Consider the following 22,773-nt stretch of genomic DNA (forward strand, 5'->3'; position numbering starts at 1 on the left):
ATCGGCAATCTATTTAATAGCAGGCAATCGACCTCGAAGACTTGCCCCTGTTTTTCTAGCTATCAGCCACAGCACAGAACGCCCAACATCGCGCATCACTCTCAGTTTTGATTCTTGGCGCTGTTCTCCGACCACTCGGATTGGCGTAAAGGTGATCCCCTGACTACCGAAAACAACGGTCGCGATCGCTTCGGCTCGCGGCATATGATAATCAGAAGTCACAATATAAACGTGCTGAATTCCACGTCGCTTCAAGTCGGGGATCACGGTTGTAAAGTTGGTGACGGTATCGGTGGCACGAGTGTCAAAATACAAGCGCGATCTCGGAATGCCTGAGTGCTGAAAAATGCGTTTGGCATCTGGAGAGCCGCTAGATACCCAGATTTTGAGCGAGGGATACTGTCGGGCGAGGTTGACGGTGTATTCTTCTCGATCGGAACTTCCCCCCAAGATAAGAATCATTTCGGGCGTGGGGGATTGCTGGCGAGCGATCGCCAGTCGAGCCGGGACATATCCCAACCCAAGCAGAATGCCAACGGAGGCAATGCACCGAAGCAGTCGAGAACGAATTAACACGGTAGACCCTGATCACTGGTAGAACCCTTGACCTCAGTTTACCGATTTTCGCAATTTTGTTAACCTTTCTCTGCTTGGATCAAATGAATCGATAACAAAATTTCAGCTAGAACACGCTGAAAAGTGTAATACCATCCTGCCCAACCATCAAGAATTCCACCTTTGAGAATCAGACAGTAAATCAAAATGACAAACGGCGCGAGAATTTTGGTTTTCCGAATACGATCGCCCAAACTCAGTTCATGAGTCGGTGTCGCTAGTAATTTTTTCACCTCCAGTACCATATAGCGATCTTGTGCCCAGAGCCAGCGCGCCAAGGGTTTACGATCGTCGTGATAAATCGGTGCCTTCAAAAAACCAGATTTGCCTTGCACTTCAAGCTGTTGAGTATGACCGTCATCAAAGTAGTTCGCTTTCTCGCGTCGAAATAGCGCTTGTCGGGGTGGTAAAAGCGTTCCTCGTAAGGGTTTACCGAAGACACAATATTTGAATCGAATGAAGAATCCATTGATCGGCGTATCGGTGGACAGTGATCGAATCTCTTCAATCAGTTCAGGGGACAGCACATAATCTGCATCTAGAGAAAGCACCCATTCTGACTCCACTTTATCTAAGCCATAGTTCCACTGGTTGGCGTGCGTATCAAACGGTCGGGTAAAGATCTCAACTTGAGGATAAGCCCTCAAAATGTCTAATGTCTCATCGGTACTCCCACTATCAATGACGACAATTCGCTTCGCCCAAGTCAACTGTTCCAGTGTTCGACCAATATTAGCAGCTTCGTTGTAAGTCAGGATCAAAGGAGTAACTTCCATGAGACGAACCTCTGAAGACTGTTCATGAGACAGGTTGTGAGCTAAGGGCATGTTTTTTTCGATCAAGAATATCAAGATAAGCTTGGTGCAACGTTCCGGCAATTTGATCCCAGGTATAGTGCTGAAAAATTAAATGACGGGCACGTTCTCCAAGCGCTTTTGCAGCTTCAGGATAGGCAAACTGTCGTCGCATCGCTTGTGCGATCTCATCCGCATCGATTTCGACCACTTTTGCGGCTTGTGCGATCGCAGCTTCTGGAAAATTACACCCAGTTGTAAACACACAAGGCAATCCCGCTGCCATTCCTTCAAGGATCGATAGACTAAAGCCTTCGGAATAAGACGGAGCGACATACAAATCGACTGCTGCTAATGCTGCATGTTTTAGTGTTCCAGTGAGCATTCCAGCAAAGGTGACGGCTTCAAGAACTCCAGATTGCTCGAAGTAAGATTGTGCAGTTGGTAAAAATCCAGTGTTGTCAGGTCCTGCTACGACTAAATGAGTATTGGGAAACTCTGCATGAATTTGAGCAAAAGCGGGAGCTAAGAGATCTAACCCTTTTTTTGGGTCAATCCGCCCTAAAAATAAGATTAATGATTTACCTCGCAACTCTGGAAAGGCTTGATAGAACAGTTCAGAGTCAGGGAGCGGATCGAAGTCCTGTCGATGGACACCGTTTGGAATAATCTTTAATGGAGCGGGCAAAGATAAAGGTCGAATCCCATCGGCTTCAGCTTGAGAAAGCATCTGAATCACACTCGCTTTTCGCAGAATTGGACGCTCGATTAAAGTATAGTATGCTTTTTTCTTGAAGCCTTTGTAGTTCAATGCCCACGGGTCTAACATTCCTTGAGGATTGACAATATAGGGAATCTTGTACAGTTGGCATAACCAATGTGCGATCGCAACTGGATAAGTAAATAGCGAAATCGTATGAACTAAGTCATAGTCGCGAAGATGCTGAAACAACCAAGCTGTGAGCGGGTAGCTGAATTTATATTCACTCAACCGCCAGCGCGGAAAATATTGGATTCGATAAGATTTCTCTTGCTGCCAAGTGCAGAGCGGCACATCTAAGTTGGTTGCCCCATTCGCGTCTGTGGTCACGACATCGATTTGAAGTGCTCGATCGCCCAAAGCTTGAGCAAGCTCTAAAACTAATTTCGATGTCCCGCCATACACAAGACCGATCGCAGGAATAACAATTAAAATTTTCATGTTCTACTTCAATACGGATTCAACTGCTTGGTGCAAGCCCTGAGCGAAATAGTTTGGAGAAAACTTTTCAATGTGTCTCAGTGCGGCTCCTCCCATTGTTTTGGCATAATTTACATCTGAACTAACTGTGCTCATGAACTGCTGCATCTGTTCGACACTGTTAGGATCAAAGCCCCAACCATTCACGCCTTCAATCACTAAATCTTCAAAACATCCACATCGATTGGACACCAGTACCGGAAGTCCTGCCGCCATAGCTTCGTTCACAACTAATCCCCACTGCTCTTGATAGCTGGCATGAATAAAGCAGTTGGCATGAGCAAAATAGGGCATGAGTTCCGCTTGCTGAAGAAAACCAGGAAGATGAACGCGATCGCTTAATCCTTCTGCCTGAATTTGTGCTTCAATCTGAGGTCTCAGTTCTCCGTCACCGCATAAAACTAAATCCCACGGTTCCGAAGTTTTTTCAACATACGCAGCGTAAGCCGTAATGAGATTTGGAATATTTTTTTTCTCGATAAACCGATTGATCGATAGGAAGAAGGGAGCTTTTACTGGATTGGGAAGTGATCGCAATCGATCCGGATGAAATACTTCATTGCCCACCACGTTATAGCCTAGAAAAATTCGATTTTCAGGTATTCCCAACTTCAGTAGATATCGTTTCTGCGGCTGCCCTCCGACTAATGCTGCTTGATACTGGTGAATTAATCGTCGCTTCAATTGCTCTTTAATTCCAGTGCGAGGAGCATCATCTTCTTTAGAAGCAGATAAGAGAATTACAGGCTTCCGATGTAAACGACTCCAACTGAGTGCAGCTAACATTCCAGGTTGAAAATAACCTGCGATCGCAACGACATCTGGATTAACCTGAGAGAGCGTTCGATGAACAGCAGCAAACAATTGATTCACTCTGACTGTCTGCAATGAGCGATCTGGAATGACTGAGACAAAAGGAAAATCCGCTTCTTCCTTCGATGTTTTCCAAGCATAGTCCTTTTCAGAGCGCGCTAATTCAATACCAACACATTGAATCATTTCGCTGTAAAGATGATGAAAGGCATTTACTCTCGCGAAGTGGTAAGGACCATAATTATTGAATAGCACACAGATGGATTTTCTAGACATGATATCTGTATACTCCTAGCTGGTCGTCGCGATCGACTGTGAAGTGCGAACTCGTTTTCGAGCATATAGAACTGCTATTCCAAGAAAAATTAAGTAAAAAGTCATATCTGCAAGACAGGTACGTGTTCCATGAGTCACACCTTTCAAGGCACTAGGAATAAAACTAACGTAAAGCAGTTGAGCTACAAAGCTATTGTCTCTTGTTGCTGAAGTCCAAAGTACTTTGTAGAGATATCCTAATGCTAGAAATACTAGACAGCCAAAATAGTCAAATTCTAGAAAAGAATCACACACACCAGTCGGAACTAATCCAGGATTCACAACAAATCCGTCGTACAGCTTTTTGAGATTAAAAGACTGAGTTTCAATCATCAAACTGCTTTTGAAATCTCTCCCTACTAGTTGCCCCGGGATAAATCGGAACACTAACTCATTCCAGTAGCCAACACCATAACCATATTGCCCGGTTTTGACTGCCGCATCCATCTGTAACGCTGCCCATTCAAGCTCTAAATCTTTCGCGTTGGAGATATCTGCCTGAAGCGTTCCAACTGGATCTAAGTTCCATAACTGACTCCAGTCCCCGCTTGAACTAATACGTCGATACTCACCTGCTAATGGGATAGCGAGAAGTGCAAACACAACTCCTCCAACTACTAGCGATCGCGGTGGTTTCCAACCCCTATGAAAGAAGAGGGTGAGGGCAACTGTAAGTAGAAGAGACGCTATGACTTCTCGCCGACCATAGAAAACGACTCTCTGTAAAGGACCTAACGCAGCGAATAAGGTCGCAACTAAGCGAGACATAGTTGGACACTTCAAGCATAACGATAGCAAAATCGATAGTCCTGGAAGCGATAAATAAGTGAAGGTCGATAAGATTGTTCGCAGTCCTGTGAGTTGTCCACGGTTGTTTACTGTGGCTTCTGTTCCACTTGCCCAACGAGAAAAAATGAGTCCTGCCGCTGCAAGTATTAATCCAATCTGAAACAGTTTTTTGTCGCTGAGCGATTGTTGAAGTAATCGAATTGGCTTTTTTGGAGCGGGGAGCCAAGCACTCAAAAAACTGGCTGTTGCACACAGAAACGACATTAATAAAACTCGTTCTAGTGCAGTTTCTGAGGGAAGTTTCTTAGTTAGATAGAGAGAAAGTGCTTGCGGGACAAGAAAAGCAGCAAAAATTCCTCCCATGAAGAAGGGGTACTGATACACTCTCGACATTCGATCGAGTCCCCAGCTAACACAGGCGATACAAGCGACAATAAAGAGTACAAGGTAGATATCTGACATAGGTTCCTTAGAATAAAGCCTAGATAAGAATTTCTCTGCGAATGGTCTCAGTAAAAATGCTCCAGTGATTTTGGTCGGCAAAAAACTGCATTTTGTCAATATTGCCCAGAGCAGAATTGCCCAAGCAATCCACTAAACTTTGAGCGATTTCTTCTGGAGACTCGGCATCGATCGATAAACCCAAGCCATACCGCTCTGTGAGTTCTCCCATCAAGCCGTAGTTTGAAACCAGCATCGGTTTTTGAGCAGCCGCTCCTAGTAGCAAAATCCCACTCATTCCCACATGCCGCTGATACAAGGCAAGCACAATATCGGAAAGCTGAAAATAAGCTGGCACTTCCGCTTCGCGCAGAAAACCCTCTTGAATCAAAATTTGAATCGGTTGAGATTTGCGAATTTCAGCTACCTCCTGATCAATTGCAGCTTTGTCCTGAGCAGGAATATCACCGACTAGTAGCAGACAGATCCGCTGACATTGCTCCGGAGACATCTGTTTGACCGCATCAAACAGCTTATATACCCCTTTGCGCCCAGTGATTCGACCAAACAGTAAGAAAATCTTCCGATTTGGCTCAATTTCCAGCTTCATTCTTAAATTCGCAACTGTTTCACTAGAAACCGGAACAATTTCGACTGGATCGGGTAAATGAACAATTTTGGGTGCAAGATGTCGAGAGGAGAGAGCTTTCACCGCAAACGGATCAAGACAGAACAACGTGTGAAACTGAGGTGCTCTGAGCGCAAGAGACAGTAATGCTTGTTGTCGCCACGATCGCACTTTATCTTTCAGCGTCATCGCATGATGCGCGAAGGTGTGATAGTGAAAAGTCGGACGAAAATAGATGCCACTAAACGGACAGGGGGCAGACTGACCGAACGCGATCGCGAGTTGAAAGTAATCGAAATACATCAACAGCGCATGAGTCGCTTGAATTTGTGCAGCATATCGGCAGAAAATCCGCCACTCGACAAAACCCAATCGAAGACCTGAAGCCTGTTTGCGCTCTTGTTCTTCTGGGGCTGAAATCGCGAGTAATTCGATCTGAGCATGTCGATCGACGAGTTCTACGACTTCCTGATGCACCGTGAAAAAATCCGGCGAGACCACCAGCGTTAGTCTCGTTGAGAACGGTTCTTCGAGCCAAGCTTTCACTAGATACCGTAGGTATGTTCCATGATGTCCCCCGCTGAGCAGGTCGAACAACATGACATGATCAGTTTTTAACATTTAGGCTTGACTTAGATGTTGGACAGCATCAATAAAACGTTTCTCAGCGGCAATCGGACGCGGTGGCGAGGGAGGCGAATTCAACGATTGAGTGAAGAGATCGAGCAATTCAAACTCGTCATCGTAGCAATACACGCCTGCATAGCTAAACGCACTCCGGCACGCATTTCCATTCGCAATCACTGGAATTCCAGCCATCAGAAGCTCTGGAATGCGAGTGAGCGCACCAGAACTTGCAGTTTGGTGAATCAGAGCAGTTTTGGCATGAGTCATTAACGCAGTCAGTTGCTCATCGCTGACTGTACCGTGGAGCGTGAATGTCTGATCACAATAGTCTTTCAGCGATTCGGTTTTGTTACCAACAATATCCACCTCAAATTCGAGATGCGGGCGGATCTGTTTGAGCCATTGAATCTGCTCAATTATGCCCTGGCGCGTAGGGGGATTGCTCGCGCTGCCAAGAATGAGAAAGCGATCTCCGGGTGTTCGTCGGGCACGAATATTGAGTAACTGTTGTTCAATCTCCCGGGGTGGATAGTACGGCAGATAGTAGGCATTTGCGCCATGTAACCGCAGCAACCATTCTTCCTCGCGTGAGATACAGAACACAAAATCGGCACTGACTAAAGCCCGAATCTCTGTGGAAAGCGATTCGGGAAAGGCATCCGGAACAAAATACTCTATATTCTGGGGAACGGCAATCACCTTAAAGTTTCGATCTTTCGCAACATAAGGTGCAACATAGTTTTTGGTTGCTTCCCAGAGTAAAAGATTGCTTTCAGTGTGTTGAGATAAAACCTGATCATACAGTTGCCGCTGAAAGCCACAGAATGCCAAATTCTTGAGTGCAGGTTGAAGTTCAATTTGATGCTTCAGAATAAAGCGAACGGTTTTCGGATTGCACAACGCTCTGATTGCCGCAAAAACGCGATCGCGTCCCGTTGTCAGCAGTTGTCGCTCGAATCGAGTGAATGGAATCTGCGATCGCGTAAGTAGCTCTACAATTTGAGCACTGCGACGATTGCCTCCGTGACCGACTGGGCTAGGGTCAAAAAACGAATCTAGTACAATGCTCATGCAGTTCGGCTCCATCCAGATTGACTCAAGTGTTTCAGCAGAAAAGATAGATTAGGCATGACCAGCAATCACAGCAGCGTATTGTTCTAAATGTCGATCGAGAATCACAGGCAGTTCGAGATGTCGATGCAGTTGCGCGATCTCAGTTGTATCTTGAGGCTGTGAGAGCGTTTGTTCGATTGCGATCGCTAAACTATCCGGTTCATACGTTGAAAAAGTCGAAATTGCATTCGGTTGTAAGCAGTTGTATTCAGCAATTTGAGGGAGGTTAAACGCCAGAATTGGCTTGTGAGCAGAAATCCAGGTACAAAGAGAACCAGAGGCTGAAGTTTTCTCAAACGGACAGACTGCCAGATGAGTCGCAGCAAGATATCGGGCTTGCTCGGCTTCAGAAAGATAGCCTGTGACTCGAATACGATCAACAACACCCAAAGTCTTCGCTAAATCTAGTACCTGCTCTAAAAATTCAGCATGTCCAAGTCCTCCTGCAAAAACCACGTCATAGTGTGGGGGAAGTTTCGCTAAAGCCTTAACCAGTAAGTCATGTCCTTTCCCGCGATAGATAAATCCTAAAAGCGTAATCACAGTCTTTCCAGACAGATTCAACTGCTCACGAGCAGCTTCTGGACTGAGATCAAACCTGCGAGTTTCGACAAAATGAGGAATGATTTTGACATTGAATGTATGGCGCTCGAGGCGTTTTGCTTCTTCTTCGGTACAGACCAGCACAAAAGACGTTTCGTGAACAATTTTTCTCAATGCTCGAACGTTGGGAGATATTTGCTGGCGGGCGAAGGTCGTTAACCAGTCAAACATCGATCGCTTTCTGGATAGAACTTGCTGCAATAGCTGTAAATGGTGCGGGGGATAGAATACATCATGCAGCGTAGCAACTTTCGGAGATGTGCAAGCTTTGAAGAAGGTGTCTAGGTGTTGAACTTGTTGTTTTCTGCCCCAGATTTCTGCATTGTGCTGAAAGTGAACAATATCCGCTTGAGAAAGCGTTTTCGCGGCGACTTGCAGATTTTGTCGATCGACATTCTGATCTCCAGTTAAAACAACTTCAGCTTCGATCACACTCAGTTCAAGTCGAGTTCTAGCTTCCTTTGCCAAATAGCGTCCATAACGCACAATTCCGTGCTCTGGCGCTCCAATATGCAGATATCCGATTTTCATGTTATTTCAGCGATCGAGCAATCTTTGCGATCCCGCGTTTTAGCAGGTGTGTTGAATCATGTACAGTGTTGAGAACGACGTAGAGTAAGGCGTTTTGAGTGCGAACTAAGAAAGGAAGTTGATCTCGATAGCGTTTGAGCAATGCCGCCGATCGAGCCGTTCCCTGCCCAGTTTGCCAATCGGTCACAGTCTTTGTACCAGAAATTTCGCGATAGTTTCCCCATGTGCGATCGACATGTTTCACCGTTGCAACTTGGACGGCTCTCAGAATGAAATCGACATCCAGGGCAAAGTGTTCTTCGATGTTGTATTCTCCGATCGTGTCGTGTAGACAAGCATGATAGAAATAGGCAGAAGGATTGATCGGATGAGGATGAATGTTTGCTCCGAGTAAGAGATCAGTGAAACGAAGATGTTTAGGACGATTGTATTTTTTCAAATTGCCATGATCATCCCAGACATTACAGTTACCCACGACTAAGCTCGGAACCGGAAGCGTTTTGAAAAGCTCGATCGCTTGGTTCAAGACATCCGGCTCATAGTAATCATCGACATTCAAAAATCCAACAATCTCCCCTTTTGCGAGGCGAATCCCTTTGTTCATCGCATCCGACTGTCCCCGATCTTTCTCAGAGATCCAGCGAATATGAGGATAGAGATCTGCATAGTATTTGATAATTTCGATGGTGCGATCGTGTGATCCCCCATCCATGATCAAATGCTCGACCTCTGAACAGTTTTGAGCAATAACCGATTGCAAGCAAGCTTCAATATAATGTTCACCATTGTAAACAGGAGTAATCACTGTAATCATTCGGGCTACCAAAAAGCGATGCAAGAGGTCAGTTTGTAATCGAGGTTTTGATTGCGCTCTCCAATTTTTTTGGCAGGTACACCACCTACAATGTCAAACGGAGCAACTGATTTCGTCACAACCGCGCCCGCTGCAACTACCGCACCTTTCCCGATCGTCACTCCGGGTAAAATTGTCGCTCTTGAACTAATCCAAGCATAATCTTCAATGACAACTGGAGCGGAGGTTCCAGCAAACTCTCGATCGTTCAAATCATGCTGTGCTGTCCAGATCCAAGCCGCAGTTGAAAGATTGACCGAATGCCCAATCGTTAGTCCGCCCCGCCCATCTAACACACACTGATCGCCAATACTTGTATGACTACCGATAATCGTTTTCTCAGGAGAACGAAAATGGCAACTGTTATAAATCACAGTTCCCTCACCGATCGTCAGATGGTAGAGCCTGCGATAGAGAAAATGGCGAATTGCTTGCGCGGGAATCTTGCCGATCCACTGCAACAAACTGAATTTAAACGAATCAAAAAGATAACGTTTTGAAGGCATCGACACGATGGGAAACGACTGAACACGAAGACTATCACTCATAGATCACTGGGATAAACTCTGCTGGTATACGTCGAGATAGCGTTGAACTTGCAAATTGATCGAATATTCTGAAACCGCAATCGATCGACAAGCTTCTCCCATCTTTCGACGCTGTTCCGGATAGTTCAAGAGCATCTGAATCCCGCGACTTAGATCTTCGACATCTTCAGGCTTCGCAAGATATCCAGTTACATCCGGACGAACTAAGTCTGAAACTCCTCCCACGTCACAAGAAACCATCGGCGTTCCGCAAGCCATACTTTCTTGCAGCACAAGTGGTAAGTTATCGGCACGAGTCGGAAATACAAACAAATCTGCCGCAGAATAAGCGATTGCTTTCAAATGTTCTTCTTTCACATAGCCAAGCGAGATCGTATCAATGCCAACTTGGGCTGCAATGTTGTCTCCCTCTTCGCCCATTGCGAGTAGAACTAAGTTGGACTTTGCCGAGTTAGGAAGTCGCCCTAACGCTTGCAGCATCACATCACCACCTTTACGGGCATCTTTCAGCGTGTGTGAGACAAACAAAATCACTTGGCGATCGGGGGGAATTTGAAGCTTCGACCGACAATCTGCTCGATTCAGCGGTTGATAAACTTCTAGATCAATACCATTCGGGATGTGATAGATCGGAAATCGGCTCAGCAAACTCTGGTGAGCTAAATCTGCCAGCCATCGACTTGGCGCAATGACAGAAAACGCTGCTTGATTGTAAAGCCAGTCTTTGAGCTTCCATTCCCATCGAGTGCTGTCTCGGCGCATTGCAGGATAAATCGTAAGATCTGGACAATCTCCGCAGCCGATTTTCCAGCGATCGCAGCCATAGCTATAGGCACAGTGTCCTGTAAACAGCCACATATCATGCAGAGTCAGCACTGCAGGCTTACGTTTTACGAGTCTTGGCAGAGCGAGATAGTTAAAAAATCCAGTGTGGATGTTGTGGAAATTCAGAACCTCAGCCGATTGATAAAAATCATGGTGAGCGATCTGGAATGTTGACCACAAATGTACGTGATTGAAACCGAACTTTTGGGTGACGCGCTTGAATTGCTGCTCAAACGGTGACCCATGAGGCACTAAAGACACTCGATCGTCATTCGTTTCCATCCGCCCGACCATTAAGCGAGAATCCACGCCTTGACTAAGTAAGCCTTGATGCAGACGATAACCCGCGATCGCGGCTCCGCCATAGGTATCAGATTGATTGATATGTAGAACTCGCATCAGTTGGGTGAAGTTTCGCAATCAGATCACAGATTTCGCGTACTGCTCCCTGTCCTCCGGACTTTTGAGTAATATAGACGGCAACCGCTTGAGTTTCGGGCATTCCATCGGCAACCGTGATCGGCACACCAACCGTTCGCATGGCAGGAATATCGACTAAATCATCACCGATATAAGCGACGCGATCGAGCGAAACCGACAAGGTTTCACACAATTGTTTCAGTGCAGCTAACTTATCTGGAACTCTGAGATACACATGCTGAATTCCCAACCGCTTCGCTCGATGCAAGGTCGCTGAAGAAGATCCTGCCGAAAAGATTGCAACTTGTACCCCGCAACCCATGGCTCGCTGAATCCCTAACCCATCTTTGACGTTAAACTTCTTCAGTTCTTCGCCCGTTTCGGTGTAATACAGTCCACCGTCCGTCAGAACACCATCAACATCAAGTGCGAGTAACTGCACTTGAGCCAATCGTGCTTCGAGTTCGGCTTGAGGGATCAAAGTCATGATTCAGAGACCACCGAGCGAATCTGCAAAATCGGCTTCAAAACCGCTTCTAATTCTGACAGTGGAATCATATTCGGACCATCGCTGGGTGCATTGTCAGGATCTTCGTGAATTTCCATGAACAGTGCATCAATCCCAACGGCAGCAGCGGCTCTTGCAAGCGTCGGAACAAAATGACGCTGACCACCAGACTTGTCGCCTTGTCCTCCGGGCATCTGAACGCTATGTGTCGCATCAAACACAACCGGATAGCCAAGTGCTCTCATCTGCGGCAGCGATCGATAATCCACAACTAGCGCGTTATAGCCAAAGCTTGTCCCGCGCTCGGTCAGCAAAATGTTTTTCGCGCCGCTCGTTTCCAGCTTCCGAACTACGTTCTTCATATCCCACGGTGCGAGGAACTGCCCTTTTTTCACATTCACCGTACGTCCCGTTTCAGCCGCAGCAACTAAGAGATCCGTTTGGCGACACAAGAAAGCAGGAATTTGTAGCACATCGGCGACTTCAGCCGCGATTGCAGCTTGATTACTTTCGTGAATGTCAGTCAGTACCGGAACTCCAATTTTTTCTTTCACCTTCCGCAAAATTTCCAAGCCCTCGTCGATCGCATGTCCTCGGTAGGACATGATCGACGTACGATTTGCTTTGTCGAATGAGGATTTGAAGATGAACGGAATCGATAAGCGATCGCAGACTTGTTTAATCTGGTCTGCCATTTTCAGCGTAAAGTCTTCTGATTCGATCACACAAGGACCGCCAATCAGCGCCAATGGCTGATGCTCTCCAATCGTGATCCCAGGTGAGATGTTGACTTGATTCATAGGAATGGCTTCTTCAAGTAAAGATTAAATCATGGAGCGCAGTAACTGAACGATCTCAGATGATACCGGATTGACTGCGAATAGAGTGGCGAGATTTGTAGTCTACGAATGCTGGAGCTTCCAGAGTACGCGACCAGTCAGCTTGTAATAGAACACCGTCAGAACATTGCCTTTGAAGTATTGGTCAATATGTTTCTTCGTTCCGCCTTGAAAGTGAAGCGAATTAAACCGCACCCACTGATCCGAGTTCAATTGTTTGCAAAACGGCTGTCGATTTCTCCATTGAATCTTTTTCAAACCGTTTTCCATCTCGTATCCGCCGCTGTCTGAGTCGATTTTGAAGTCGAATGTGGCAGATTCGATGATCTCCCCTGTTGAAGCAATTTTATCGGGATACAATTCGCAAAATCGCCGCAGCAAGCTCATATCTGAAATTCCGCCTAAAACCTCAATCGGCAAGTGCGGACGATCTGCACGTCGCTTGGCTTGTTGTTGTTCGATGATCTCAAACAAGTCTGGATTGGTGTAAGTCTCCATAATTAGGTTACAGAACTTACGAATGCCGCTCAGCGTAATAAACGAGTTATGCCCACAGCCTCGATTGTGTACAGTAAATTCAACCTTCGGATGCTTCGCTTGAATACGATCGAACTCTTCAGTTGCATTGCCATAAAGCATTAGATCGGAATCAATGTGCAGGCAGACGGGAATATGATTGACCTCCATAAATTCTTTCAAAATGAACCAGCGCTGAAAACACAGCAACTCATACTGATAGCTATTGGGACTTTGGTGCTGATTGCGATACACCTGATCAAACGCTTTTGCTGCCGCAAAATAGTTCGAGATATCATTGTGATGTACAAAGTTGAGAAAAGCATTTCGTCGATCACCTAATAGAACAATTTGCGATCGAGGATTCGTTGCTTTGGCTTGAGCAAGTGTGTATGGCAAATAAGGTGAATACCCGGTATGAATCATCACAACCGGAATTGCTCTGGGAGTTAGCTGAGTCATATCGGAGACGCTTGCGAAGAAAACACAACCTTTAATCCTTTTGGTAGCTTAGTCGAGAAGACTCTAATTTTCTCGATTTCGTTTTTGTACACAAGCTGGGGAGGGGGAATTTGTTTCATTAATTCGACTTCTCTACTCGTTGTGTGATAGCAGTAAGTTTTACAACTGTCATCAATGCCGAAAATGAGAAATGCATCAATCTCCTGGCTAAGAGTATGTTGAGATAAAAAAATTGAATTCACATTTGCGACCGCTGCAACAGGCAACATCCGCTTACGTATATCTGTTTCTACAAGGTGAGAAAAAATGAAGCTTTGAGCAAAAGAGATCGCGAGCATTTTCGGATTTTGATGTAATAGTTCAATCACTTTGCGATCGCTTTCAGGAAATCGACTCCGAATTTCGTTACTTGGGTATGCTGCAATATCAACCGGAGGGTTAATCTCCCAAAAGCCAAAGACTCGATGAGGTGCACGTAAAAATACAGTCGTTGTAGAAAACGCTAGAACTCCCAAATAAAGTAGAGCGATTGTCTTGATAATTCGGTCTTGATTGAGCTTATTTTCTATTGTGCAAAACCCAACTTCATAAATCAGCAATGTGAGTGAAGGAAAAAGCGGATAATAGTAACGTTGATCTCCGAGATATAGAAAGTTAACAGAAGAAAAGAAGCTAATCAAAGCGAGGAAAATAATAAGTGCAAAATTAAGACAGAGAATGAATTCAATTCGAGGATTTCTTAAGTTTCTTGCTTTAAAGCTTGGATAGCCCCAGATTAAAACAAATAATAAAACTAGCAATATAACTATCACTAGAGATCGACTGCCAGGAATATAGTAATGATTAAGGTGGCTAAATAAAAGAAACTTAAATTGCGTGATGCTATTAATAATTTCAGAAAGTTTGCTGCGTAATATATTGATTTGAAAAAATCTCTCTGAAGTAAGCTGAGTGGGAACAGTTGTCTTAACGAATATGCGATAGAGCAAAACCGCGCAAAAAAAGATTCCAAACCCTAGAGTAATTTTTCTAAGCTTAATGAATCCTTTTCTTCTGATTAGAAACAGTAGAAGAAAACCAATAAAAATAAAAGCTGAAGCATATCGAAAGACATACATTAAGCCCACTAAGCATCCGAGCCAGAAATATCGATTGAGTTTCTCATCTTGGGACAATTCACTCAAATAAAATAAGCGGATGATAAACGGGATGCCCGCCCATAAAAATAAATCAGTTCCAACCCAATCATAAGTGAAATACAGCGGAAGTCCGAGCGCTAGCAGAACGGCAGCGCTGTTTGAGACGAATGTTTGTTGTTGGGATTGAATGACATCACGAAAAATGAGTGCCCATCCGAACCAGCCGAGAATCGTTGCGATCCCATACATAAACTTGAGTGCGATCGCAACCGAAAATCCAACTTTGAGTAATAAAAACAAAGTAAGCGAAAACCCTGGAGCAAACCAAGTGAGCGGATTCACTTTCGGAGGCTGCGAAAGATCATCGTTCAGAATGTATGTTCCTAATCCTTCTCCATTAAGCAGCGAAAGTGCCGCACCAATCTGAACTGAAGCATCACTATTTATCAAAAGCGGAGCTAGCGATCGTAAAAGCACGATCGCACAAGCCATTCCAACAAACAAAATTATGATCCAATGTTCTGTCTGAATTGGTTTCATAGAGAAAACTTGAATTTGAGTCCTTTTGGTAGCTTAGTCGATAGAATTCTGACCTTTTCCTGATTGTTCTCATAAACCACTTTTGGTGGAGCAATTTGCTCGATAAGTTCAACTTTTTTTCCAGAGTCATAAAAGCAGTAAGATTTACAATTTTCTTCCATTCCGAAGATTAAGTAAACAGGTAAATCGCGGCTTGAAGTATGCGTTGAAAAAATCTTTTGTTTCAGATAGGAAGCAGGTAAAAACCGTCTGCGAATTTCAGGATCTAATGTGTGATAAAAATCGAAGTTTTCAGCAAAGGAGATAATCTTCGCTTGCGGATTCTTTTTGAGTAACTCGATCGCTGTTTCATAACTGTCTGGATGTCGATTGAGAATGTCATTGCTGGGATATTCTGTCAGATACATTTTGGCATCAAATCGATCAAAGCCAAAGACTCGATCGGGAGTACGCAAAAAAACAGTAACCGAGAAAAATATTAAGCTTCCTAGGAAAACGAGCGAAACGATCTTCAGCAACTGATTCCAATCAAATCGAGTTTGATCCTGCCCAAATCCAACTTCGTACGCGACCAGGACAAGCGATGGAAAAAGTGGGTAGTAGTACCTCTGATCAGCTAGATAAACGAAGTCGATCGACGAAAAAAAGCTGATCACTGCGAGCATTGAAATCAGTCCAAAGTTTAGACATAGAATGATCTCTAATCGAGAATTGCTGCTTCTTTTCTCTGAACCGCTAGGGTAGCCCCAAACCAAAATCGAAGCATAAATCAGCAATAACGCAAACACGAGAACAATGATAATTCGACCACTCGGAATCACTCCGCTCAAATGGCTAAAGAGCAGATACCGAACTTGTCTCAACCCGTCTGCAATCTGTATGAGTTTTCTCAACAAAGCATCGGGTTGTAATAACCCAGATACCGTAAGCTGGCTTGGAACGCGGGTACTGACCAGCGATCGATAGATTGAGATTGCGCCATAAAACAGCCCAAATCCTAGAAGAATCTTTCCTAATTTGAGAAAGTTTCGTCGCTTTATCAAAAAGAACAAACAGAAGCCAACAATGATGAAAATTGCGGCATATCGAAACGCATACATCAAGCCGACTAAGCAACCAATCCAGAATGATGCATCATTTCGCTCATTGCTCGAATAGAATAAGCGAATGATCAACGGAATACCCGCCCACAAAAATAAATCAGTTCCAATCCAATCGTAAGTGAAATAAAAGGGCAGCAAGACTGCAAGCAAACCTGCAACACATTGAGAAAGCGCCCCCTTTTGCTGCGATCGCAGCACATCGCGGAAGATCAATCCCCATCCTAACCAGCCCACAATTGACGCGATCGCGTACATCGCTTTCAATGCGGTCGGCATCGGTAATCCGAGCTTTAACAATCCAAACAAAACTAGCGAAAAGCCAGGTGCATACCAAGTGAGTGGATTAACCTTCGGCGGTTGTGTCACATCTGAATTGAGAATGTAAGTCCCAAATCCATCTCCATCTAACAGTGAAAGTGCTGCTCCAATCTGAACTGAAGCATCACTGTTGAGCACTAATGGACTCAGAGAGCGTAGTCCTACGATCGCACAAGCTACTCCGACAAATAGAACCGCGATCCAATTGTCCACTCGAATTGATTTCATGGTGTGCTAATTCTCTGAATAGAACACTAAGTTCGATCGCATTCCCCACAGCTTAAAGTGCTTCGTCTGTACTTTAGAATCGGCTGGAAATAGTTTGAGCACGTCTCGCTCGGTTAATAGATTTAGATTGGCTTCTGATGCCCAAAAAGACTTACCCATCAGTTTGAGAATCGCTCGAAACCAACTCGGAGGCAACCAGTGAAGCAGCGGTAAGCTCGTGTGAAACTCGATCGGAAACCAGCGGTTCGGAGTCGTAATAAAACAAGTCTTCCCAACGCGGCAGAGTTCTCGAATGAAGGCTTTTTGCTGTTGAGCGTTGCCGACATGCTCTACCACTGCGAACGTGACGACCACATCAAAACTGCGATCGGGAAACGGCAACCCTGATCCATCCGTTCGCACAAACGTTAGTCCAGGATGTTCTTGCTCTAAAAAAGACGCATCCTCAGTTCCCACAGCTGTGATGTTTTCTGGATAGGGATAAAGCTTCTCAAAAAAGTTACAGTCAAGCCGCTGATCCGAAGTCACCCCTACATCAAGCACCCGCGTCTTACTAGAAATTGGAGCAACTTGCATCAGCGTCTTAAACATTTGCTGCCGAGCATACCAGGAAAGCTGAGTTGCAAATCCGCCCAGCTTTGGACCGATATAAGGGCTATCATGCTGTGTCGAAATCATAAGTCTCAATCTCACTAGAGTTCTAGAATGCTCAGAAAGAAGCTAGAAAAAATTACTTGCACACCTAACGCCAGCGCTGTCACAGATGGAATGACTAATCGCATCACGATCGAAGGATTCAGCTCACCGAAAGAAGTTCCGCTCCAGACATTCAAGGCATAAATCGTGCCCCCAACGCCTACTGTCAAAAGCACACTACCTAGCATCAGCCCAGACTCTAGTGAGATGTGACGCAGCACGCGCAGCAATCGTTGATCGGGCGGCAACAATCCTTCTCGAATTGCAAACAGCTTGGAAAAGACCGCGAAGGCAGTGACTTGAAATCCAACAATCACAGCAGTCGCCGCGTACAAGAGCGTATGAACATCAAAAATGCCGCGCGTTTCAGGCAGTAGCCATGCAGACAGCAACACACCCATCAGCATCAGCAAAATTCCAGGATACAGAAAGAGCCAACGAGGACTGTAAAGCAACAGAAATCGGAGATGCCTCCAACCATCGCGCCAACTTCTAAGATGCGGGGGACGACTTCGACCATCAGGCGATAAAGTTGTAGGCACTTCAGTCATGCGGAGCCGATACAATGTCGCTTTCACCACCATTTCGCTGGCAAACTCCATCCCCGTGGTCTGAAGCGCCAGTTCTTGAATGCTCCGAGTTCTGAATCCGCGCAATCCACAGTGAAAATCTCCACAAGGACTCGCAAACAACACTCGTCCGACCCAAGTTAAAACTGGATTGCCCAGAAATCGATGCAGTCGCGGCATCGCGCCCGGTTTGATCCCGCCGCGAAACCGATTTCCCATCACCAAGTCGTACCCTTCTCGCAACTTTGCGAGAAACGGTGTCAGCCGCGTGAAATCATAGCTATCATCCGCATCACCCATAATCACATATTCGCCACGTGCTGCTTCAATACCGCCTCGAAGTGCACTTCCATATCCTCGCTGTGGAATATCAATCACTCGCGCACCCAAACTACGAGCTATTTCTTGAGATCCATCAGTACTGCCATTATCCGCAATAATAACTTCGCCCGAGACTTGATGCTGTTCTAAATACCATTGTGCTTTTTTAATACAGGTTTCAAGGGTTTCTGCTTCGTTCAAACAAGGCATGACGATCGATAACTCGACTGTAGAGACAGCGTTGCGCGTACTACTCTCGCCAGAGAAAGCGTTGTACATTTCGGTTTAAAAGGTGCAGGTGAATAGAAATACTGGGATGCACCAGAAGGTTTGCGGTGCGAATCAGACGCGATCGCAACCGAAATCAAGGACAACGACAATCTGAGTGGAACAACTTTGCAAGACGATCGCAAAACTAACTTATAAAGCAACTGACGAGGCGATCCAGTGTTGTGCTGCGATCAAATCTTCAGGAGTATTGATTTCTGGAACCGCAGCTTCGGTGCGACAGACCCGAATGCGATATCCATGCTCTAATACCCGCAGTTGCTCTAATGCTTCACAGTATTCGAGCGGTGTTGGAGTGAGTGTCGCATATTGGGCGAGGAAGTCTCGTCGAAACGCATACAGTCCTAAATGATGAAACACTGGAGCAGAAGTCGTATTGCGATAGTACGGAATCGACGCTCGCGAGAAATACAGCGCGTTTTGATATTGATCGCAGATCACTTTCACCACATTCGGATCGCGATATCCGGTCTCTTGATCTAAAGGACAAGCCAGCGTCGTCATTTCTGGTCTTTCTCCATCCAGATAAGGCTGAATGAGTTGCAGCAGCATTGCTGCCGTGACAAACGGCTGATCTCCTTGAACGTTCACCACAACCTCAATGTCTGGATAGCGTTCTGCTACTTCTGCGACTCGATCCGTTCCAGTCGCATGATCGCTCGAAGTGATCTCCACTGCTCCCCCAAAGCTTTGAACACAATCCGCGATCTCAGCACTATCCGTCGCGACGACCACGTGCGAGAATGCAGAACACTGTTTTGCAGCTTCATACACCCATTGCACCATTGGTCGATCGTCGATTTGCACCAACGGCTTACCAGGAAATCGCACTGACGCATACCGCGCTGGAATAACTGCCAAAATCCTTACCATTACAAGCCACTCCGTACAATGTCATGTAGTCGAATCAGTCCTAAACAGTGTTGCTCATCATCAACCACAGGCAAGACTGCAATCTGAGACGTGCGATTTTCCATTAATTGCAGGGCATCGTAAGCGAGCGTTTCTGGAGTGACGACGATCGGCTTCGGAGTCATTAATCGTACAGCGATCGTATGTGCTAATTCTGTAAACTCTAGTTTCTGTATCCAGCGCCGCAAGTCCCCATCAGTAATCAATCCCAGCAACTGTCCTTGATCGTTGATAATGCTGACGGCTCCTAATCCTCCCTGCGTGATGGCAGCCAGCACTTCTAACCAAGAGGCATCGGGAGCCAGCTTGGGACTATCTGGATGCAGGAGATCTTTTACTGTCAGAGTCAGACGCTTACCGAGCCGACCTGCTGGATGATTGAAGGCAAATTCTTCTGGTGTAATTTGCTTAATCTGCATCAAGCTCATTGCTAACGCATCTCCGATTGCTAATGCCACGGTCGTGCTAGTTGTCGGTGCGAGATTCAACGGACAGGCTTCTCGATCGACAGACGCATCGAGTGTGACGGTCGCTTGTTGTGCCAGCGACGAGTTGAGATTCCCTAGGATCGCGATTGTCGGCACATGACGATGTTTGAGGTGCGGCATCATCTGTAAGAGTTCATCCGTTTCGCCACTATTGCTGAGAATCACGCCGACATCAGCAGCATGGACAATTCCTAAATCACCATGTAGGGCATCGCAAGGATGGAGATAGACCGCCATTGCGCCGATACTGTTGAGCGTGGCAGCGATTTTCTGAGCAACAATGCCAGACTTACCGACTCCAGACAGCACCACTTTGCCGCGACAGTTGAGCAAGAGTGTAACGGCTTGTTCGATCGCATGCGGATCGATCTGTTGAGCAGTTCTCGCGATCGCGTCGGCTTCGAGCTGGAGCAGTGATCGGACTTGCGATCCGTAAAGTGACCCGTGAAGCTCTGGTTGAGTCAATGGCATTAAATGAAAGCCTCCAAACAACAGGGAGAAAATAGACACAAGTTTCGTATCAAATCTTCTTTTCTGCCACAATGAGCAGCAGGCGAAGAAGGAGAGGAACTGAGATCAAAGGCGACCCTCAAAGCTCAACTCTCAGCAATTCTACGATCTGTAATTACCCTCGTATTCTGGTATCAATCATGCAGTCAGGGAGAAATGATAGAGGTTTAACAATTGTTTACCTGCGTCAAGACTCCGTGACTATGCGCAGGCTTTTCCGGAAAAGAGAGCACAATTGATGTAAAAAGGCGATTTGATTAGATCGATGCCAGCACTTGCTCAAGCGTTCGAGCAAATACTTCGATCGGGTCTGGAGGAATGACGCGACGCACCTTTTCAGAGGCGGCTTTGCCCAGTTCATACCAAGATTCACGCGCGTCCCAGGCTCTTTCGAGCGCCTCATCCAATAGTTCAGGCGTAGGCGCTTTTGCAACAAATCCATTCACCTCGTCTTCGACTAACTCTGTATTTCCGGCAACATCTGTCACGATACAAGTTCGCCCACACAACATCGCTTCAACAATGACCAGCGGTAATCCTTCGTACCTAGATGGCAAAATCAAGCCATGATGCGTTGCCCAGACCTCTTCGATATTCGGAGTGAATGAACCAAATTCGATATTGGGCAGATCCCAGAGAGTTTTCAGGCGCTTCAGCGTTTCGACATGATCGCCTGCTCCGATCAACGTAACTGTGAGTGGCCGATTTTTCCATTTTGGCGATCGCAGCACTTCAAACAGCACATCCTGTCCTTTGCTAATTGGGTTAATTCGCCCCACACAGGCAAGTTTGAAACCTGCATCAGTCGAAGTCCAAGGTGGAGCCGCATCGTACGCTACATTGAACGGATTTCGCACCACTTCCGCTTGCGGTAATTCAATCGCAATCTGTTTGACCGTCAGATCCAGTGTCCGCTGCGAGACGAAATAACAGCGCTGAGTTTGGCGATATGCGATCGCGAGTCGTTGATTTAGCGCATCGGGATACCAATACTGCTCAGAACCCGATTGTGCGATCGTGACATAGGGAATATTTCGAGCAGCACAAGCTTCCATCCAGTACAGTCCATCATTGTTACAGGCTTGACTGATGACTGCTAAATCGGGCTGAAAGCGATCGAGCCAGCGATAAAACTGCTTGCCGCGCTGAGCAATGAAGGTCAACTTTTCGAGCAAATTGCGATCGTAATAGCGATACGTAACCGAACACATCGACTCAAGTGCCTGAATCTGCTTGGGTTTGGTTGCCCATCCTTTCACATTCACTCCGACTTGATAACCAGACTGAGCCAGCCGCATCGCTGTCTGTGTCCAAAGTGCTTCGCTGCCTCCCCAAGGTGCAGTATCGTTGATGCCAATAAATGCAATTTTCTTCATGGGTCAGGCTCATTTTAAGACAAAGTACTTTTTCTGCTGATTCATCGGTTCTTCGATCCATTTCCAAGCCAGGATTGCAATGACGATCGAGACTGCAACATAGACCGGGAAAAGAATGCGCGTATTGTCGATCGCCCTCACATTTAACCCCCCTAAGAGTTGGTTTTGAAAGAACGGCGGAATCTCAAAGTGAAATAGATATACGGCATAGCTAATTTTGCCGCCATACACAAGCCAGTTTTGGTTCAAGATGGCTCCAGCCAATCCGTTAAACCCAACAGAAGCTCGCCCAATGAGCCAGGTAAAAAACAATCCTGCTCCAGTTTCATCGAGGGTGACGAAAATTGCAGCATCTCCCCAAACCAGTCTTCCAAACATAAATGCCATGAGCATCGGCGCACCCAGCCACAGCCCGATCGAACAGAGCTTTCTTGCTAGCACTTGTCCAGACTGTCCCGCTGCGATCAACGCACTGAGCAAGCCCCCTAAGCAGAGCGTATCAAAGTGCGTTGGAACCATCATATTGGCTTGATGCGGAGTCAAACCGTAGACATGTAATACCAATCGCAACATCGGAGAAAACAGAGTCATTGCCACTAACAGAGGAATGAGCATCTTTTTGGGCAGACAGATGACCAGCCACGGCAAAATCAAATAAAACTGAGCTTCGATCGCTAAAGTCCAAAGATGTGAAAGTAGCCCAAACGTCTCAGGCTGAAAGGCAAATAGAATGTTTTGGGCGTACAGGATAAAAGCGAGAATATTGCCCCGAATGTCAGGGTGAATGATAAAGGCAAATGCAAGT

22 protein-coding genes are annotated in these 22,773 nt (G+C 45.9%); all 22 read right to left on the minus strand.

Going from position 1 to position 22,773, the window contains the following annotated elements; all coding sequences use genetic code 11:
• Window positions 1-9 precede the first annotated feature (9 nt).
• The gene (locus OU814_RS25615; RefSeq protein WP_268242531.1) at window positions 10-576 is read right to left on the minus strand and encodes a YdcF family protein; all 567 of its coding nucleotides are present in this window, start codon (window positions 574-576) and stop codon (window positions 10-12) included.
• Between the two features lie 59 nt (window positions 577-635).
• Complete coding sequence (locus OU814_RS25620; RefSeq protein ID WP_268242532.1) at window positions 636-1,391, minus strand: glycosyltransferase family 2 protein; 756 nt, start codon at window positions 1,389-1,391, stop codon at window positions 636-638.
• A 22-nt stretch (window positions 1,392-1,413) separates the two neighbouring features.
• On the minus strand, window positions 1,414-2,610 hold the full coding sequence (locus tag OU814_RS25625; RefSeq protein ID WP_268242533.1) for a glycosyltransferase: 1,197 nt from the start codon (window positions 2,608-2,610) through the stop codon (window positions 1,414-1,416).
• 3 nt (window positions 2,611-2,613) lie between these two features.
• On the minus strand, window positions 2,614-3,738 hold the full coding sequence (locus tag OU814_RS25630; protein ID WP_268242534.1) for a glycosyltransferase family 4 protein: 1,125 nt from the start codon (window positions 3,736-3,738) through the stop codon (window positions 2,614-2,616).
• Between the two features lie 15 nt (window positions 3,739-3,753).
• The gene (locus OU814_RS25635) at window positions 3,754-5,028 is read right to left on the minus strand and encodes a hypothetical protein (protein WP_268242535.1); all 1,275 of its coding nucleotides are present in this window, start codon (window positions 5,026-5,028) and stop codon (window positions 3,754-3,756) included.
• Window positions 5,029-5,047: 19 nt separating this feature from the next.
• Window positions 5,048-6,256, minus strand: coding sequence for a glycosyltransferase family 4 protein (locus tag OU814_RS25640; RefSeq protein ID WP_268242536.1), 1,209 nt, complete (start codon window positions 6,254-6,256; stop codon window positions 5,048-5,050).
• The gene (locus tag OU814_RS25645) at window positions 6,257-7,333 is read right to left on the minus strand and encodes a hypothetical protein (protein ID WP_268242537.1); all 1,077 of its coding nucleotides are present in this window, start codon (window positions 7,331-7,333) and stop codon (window positions 6,257-6,259) included.
• Between the two features lie 51 nt (window positions 7,334-7,384).
• Entirely contained in the window at window positions 7,385-8,509 is a 1,125-nt protein-coding gene (locus tag OU814_RS25650) for a glycosyltransferase (RefSeq protein WP_268242538.1), read from the minus strand.
• A gap of 1 nt (window position 8,510) precedes the next feature.
• Window positions 8,511-9,323 (minus strand): glycosyltransferase family 2 protein, encoded by an 813-nt coding sequence (locus tag OU814_RS25655; RefSeq protein ID WP_268242539.1) that lies wholly within the window; start codon window positions 9,321-9,323, stop codon window positions 8,511-8,513.
• 5 nt (window positions 9,324-9,328) lie between these two features.
• The gene (locus OU814_RS25660) at window positions 9,329-9,910 is read right to left on the minus strand and encodes an acyltransferase (protein WP_326498330.1); all 582 of its coding nucleotides are present in this window, start codon (window positions 9,908-9,910) and stop codon (window positions 9,329-9,331) included.
• A 3-nt stretch (window positions 9,911-9,913) separates the two neighbouring features.
• Complete coding sequence (locus tag OU814_RS25665) at window positions 9,914-11,134, minus strand: glycosyltransferase family 4 protein (protein ID WP_268242540.1); 1,221 nt, start codon at window positions 11,132-11,134, stop codon at window positions 9,914-9,916.
• On the minus strand, window positions 11,106-11,642 hold the full coding sequence (locus OU814_RS25670; protein ID WP_190650169.1) for a KdsC family phosphatase: 537 nt from the start codon (window positions 11,640-11,642) through the stop codon (window positions 11,106-11,108). Before OU814_RS25670 ends, OU814_RS25665 begins: the two co-directional genes overlap by 29 nt.
• Window positions 11,639-12,463, minus strand: a complete 825-nt coding sequence (gene kdsA / locus OU814_RS25675) for a 3-deoxy-8-phosphooctulonate synthase (protein ID WP_190650171.1) — start codon at window positions 12,461-12,463, stop codon at window positions 11,639-11,641. Before kdsA ends, OU814_RS25670 begins: the two co-directional genes overlap by 4 nt.
• A 102-nt stretch (window positions 12,464-12,565) precedes the next feature.
• Entirely contained in the window at window positions 12,566-13,480 is a 915-nt protein-coding gene (locus OU814_RS25680; protein WP_268242541.1) for a hypothetical protein, read from the minus strand.
• Window positions 13,477-14,868, minus strand: coding sequence for a hypothetical protein (locus tag OU814_RS25685; protein ID WP_268242542.1), 1,392 nt, complete (start codon window positions 14,866-14,868; stop codon window positions 13,477-13,479). Before OU814_RS25685 ends, OU814_RS25680 begins: the two co-directional genes overlap by 4 nt.
• Before the next feature lie 287 nt (window positions 14,869-15,155).
• Entirely contained in the window at window positions 15,156-16,808 is a 1,653-nt protein-coding gene (locus OU814_RS25690) for a hypothetical protein (RefSeq protein ID WP_268242543.1), read from the minus strand.
• 6 nt (window positions 16,809-16,814) lie between these two features.
• Complete coding sequence (locus OU814_RS25695) at window positions 16,815-17,486, minus strand: class I SAM-dependent methyltransferase (protein ID WP_268242544.1); 672 nt, start codon at window positions 17,484-17,486, stop codon at window positions 16,815-16,817.
• Between the two features lie 14 nt (window positions 17,487-17,500).
• Complete coding sequence (locus OU814_RS25700) at window positions 17,501-18,673, minus strand: glycosyltransferase family 2 protein (protein WP_199329415.1); 1,173 nt, start codon at window positions 18,671-18,673, stop codon at window positions 17,501-17,503.
• A gap of 141 nt (window positions 18,674-18,814) precedes the next feature.
• Window positions 18,815-19,555, minus strand: coding sequence for a 3-deoxy-manno-octulosonate cytidylyltransferase (kdsB, locus tag OU814_RS25705; protein ID WP_268242545.1), 741 nt, complete (start codon window positions 19,553-19,555; stop codon window positions 18,815-18,817).
• The gene (locus OU814_RS25710) at window positions 19,555-20,553 is read right to left on the minus strand and encodes a KpsF/GutQ family sugar-phosphate isomerase (protein WP_268242546.1); all 999 of its coding nucleotides are present in this window, start codon (window positions 20,551-20,553) and stop codon (window positions 19,555-19,557) included. Before OU814_RS25710 ends, kdsB begins: the two co-directional genes overlap by 1 nt.
• A 296-nt stretch (window positions 20,554-20,849) precedes the next feature.
• Entirely contained in the window at window positions 20,850-21,968 is a 1,119-nt protein-coding gene (locus OU814_RS25715; protein WP_190650185.1) for a glycosyltransferase family 4 protein, read from the minus strand.
• A gap of 9 nt (window positions 21,969-21,977) precedes the next feature.
• A partial coding sequence (locus tag OU814_RS25720) for an acyltransferase family protein (RefSeq protein WP_268242547.1) occupies window positions 21,978-22,773 on the minus strand: 796 nt, incomplete at its 5' end.

Origin of the sequence: Leptolyngbya sp. GGD (assembly GCF_026735145.1) — a bacterium.
Taxonomy (GTDB): domain Bacteria; phylum Cyanobacteriota; class Cyanobacteriia; order Leptolyngbyales; family Leptolyngbyaceae; genus Leptolyngbya; species Leptolyngbya boryana.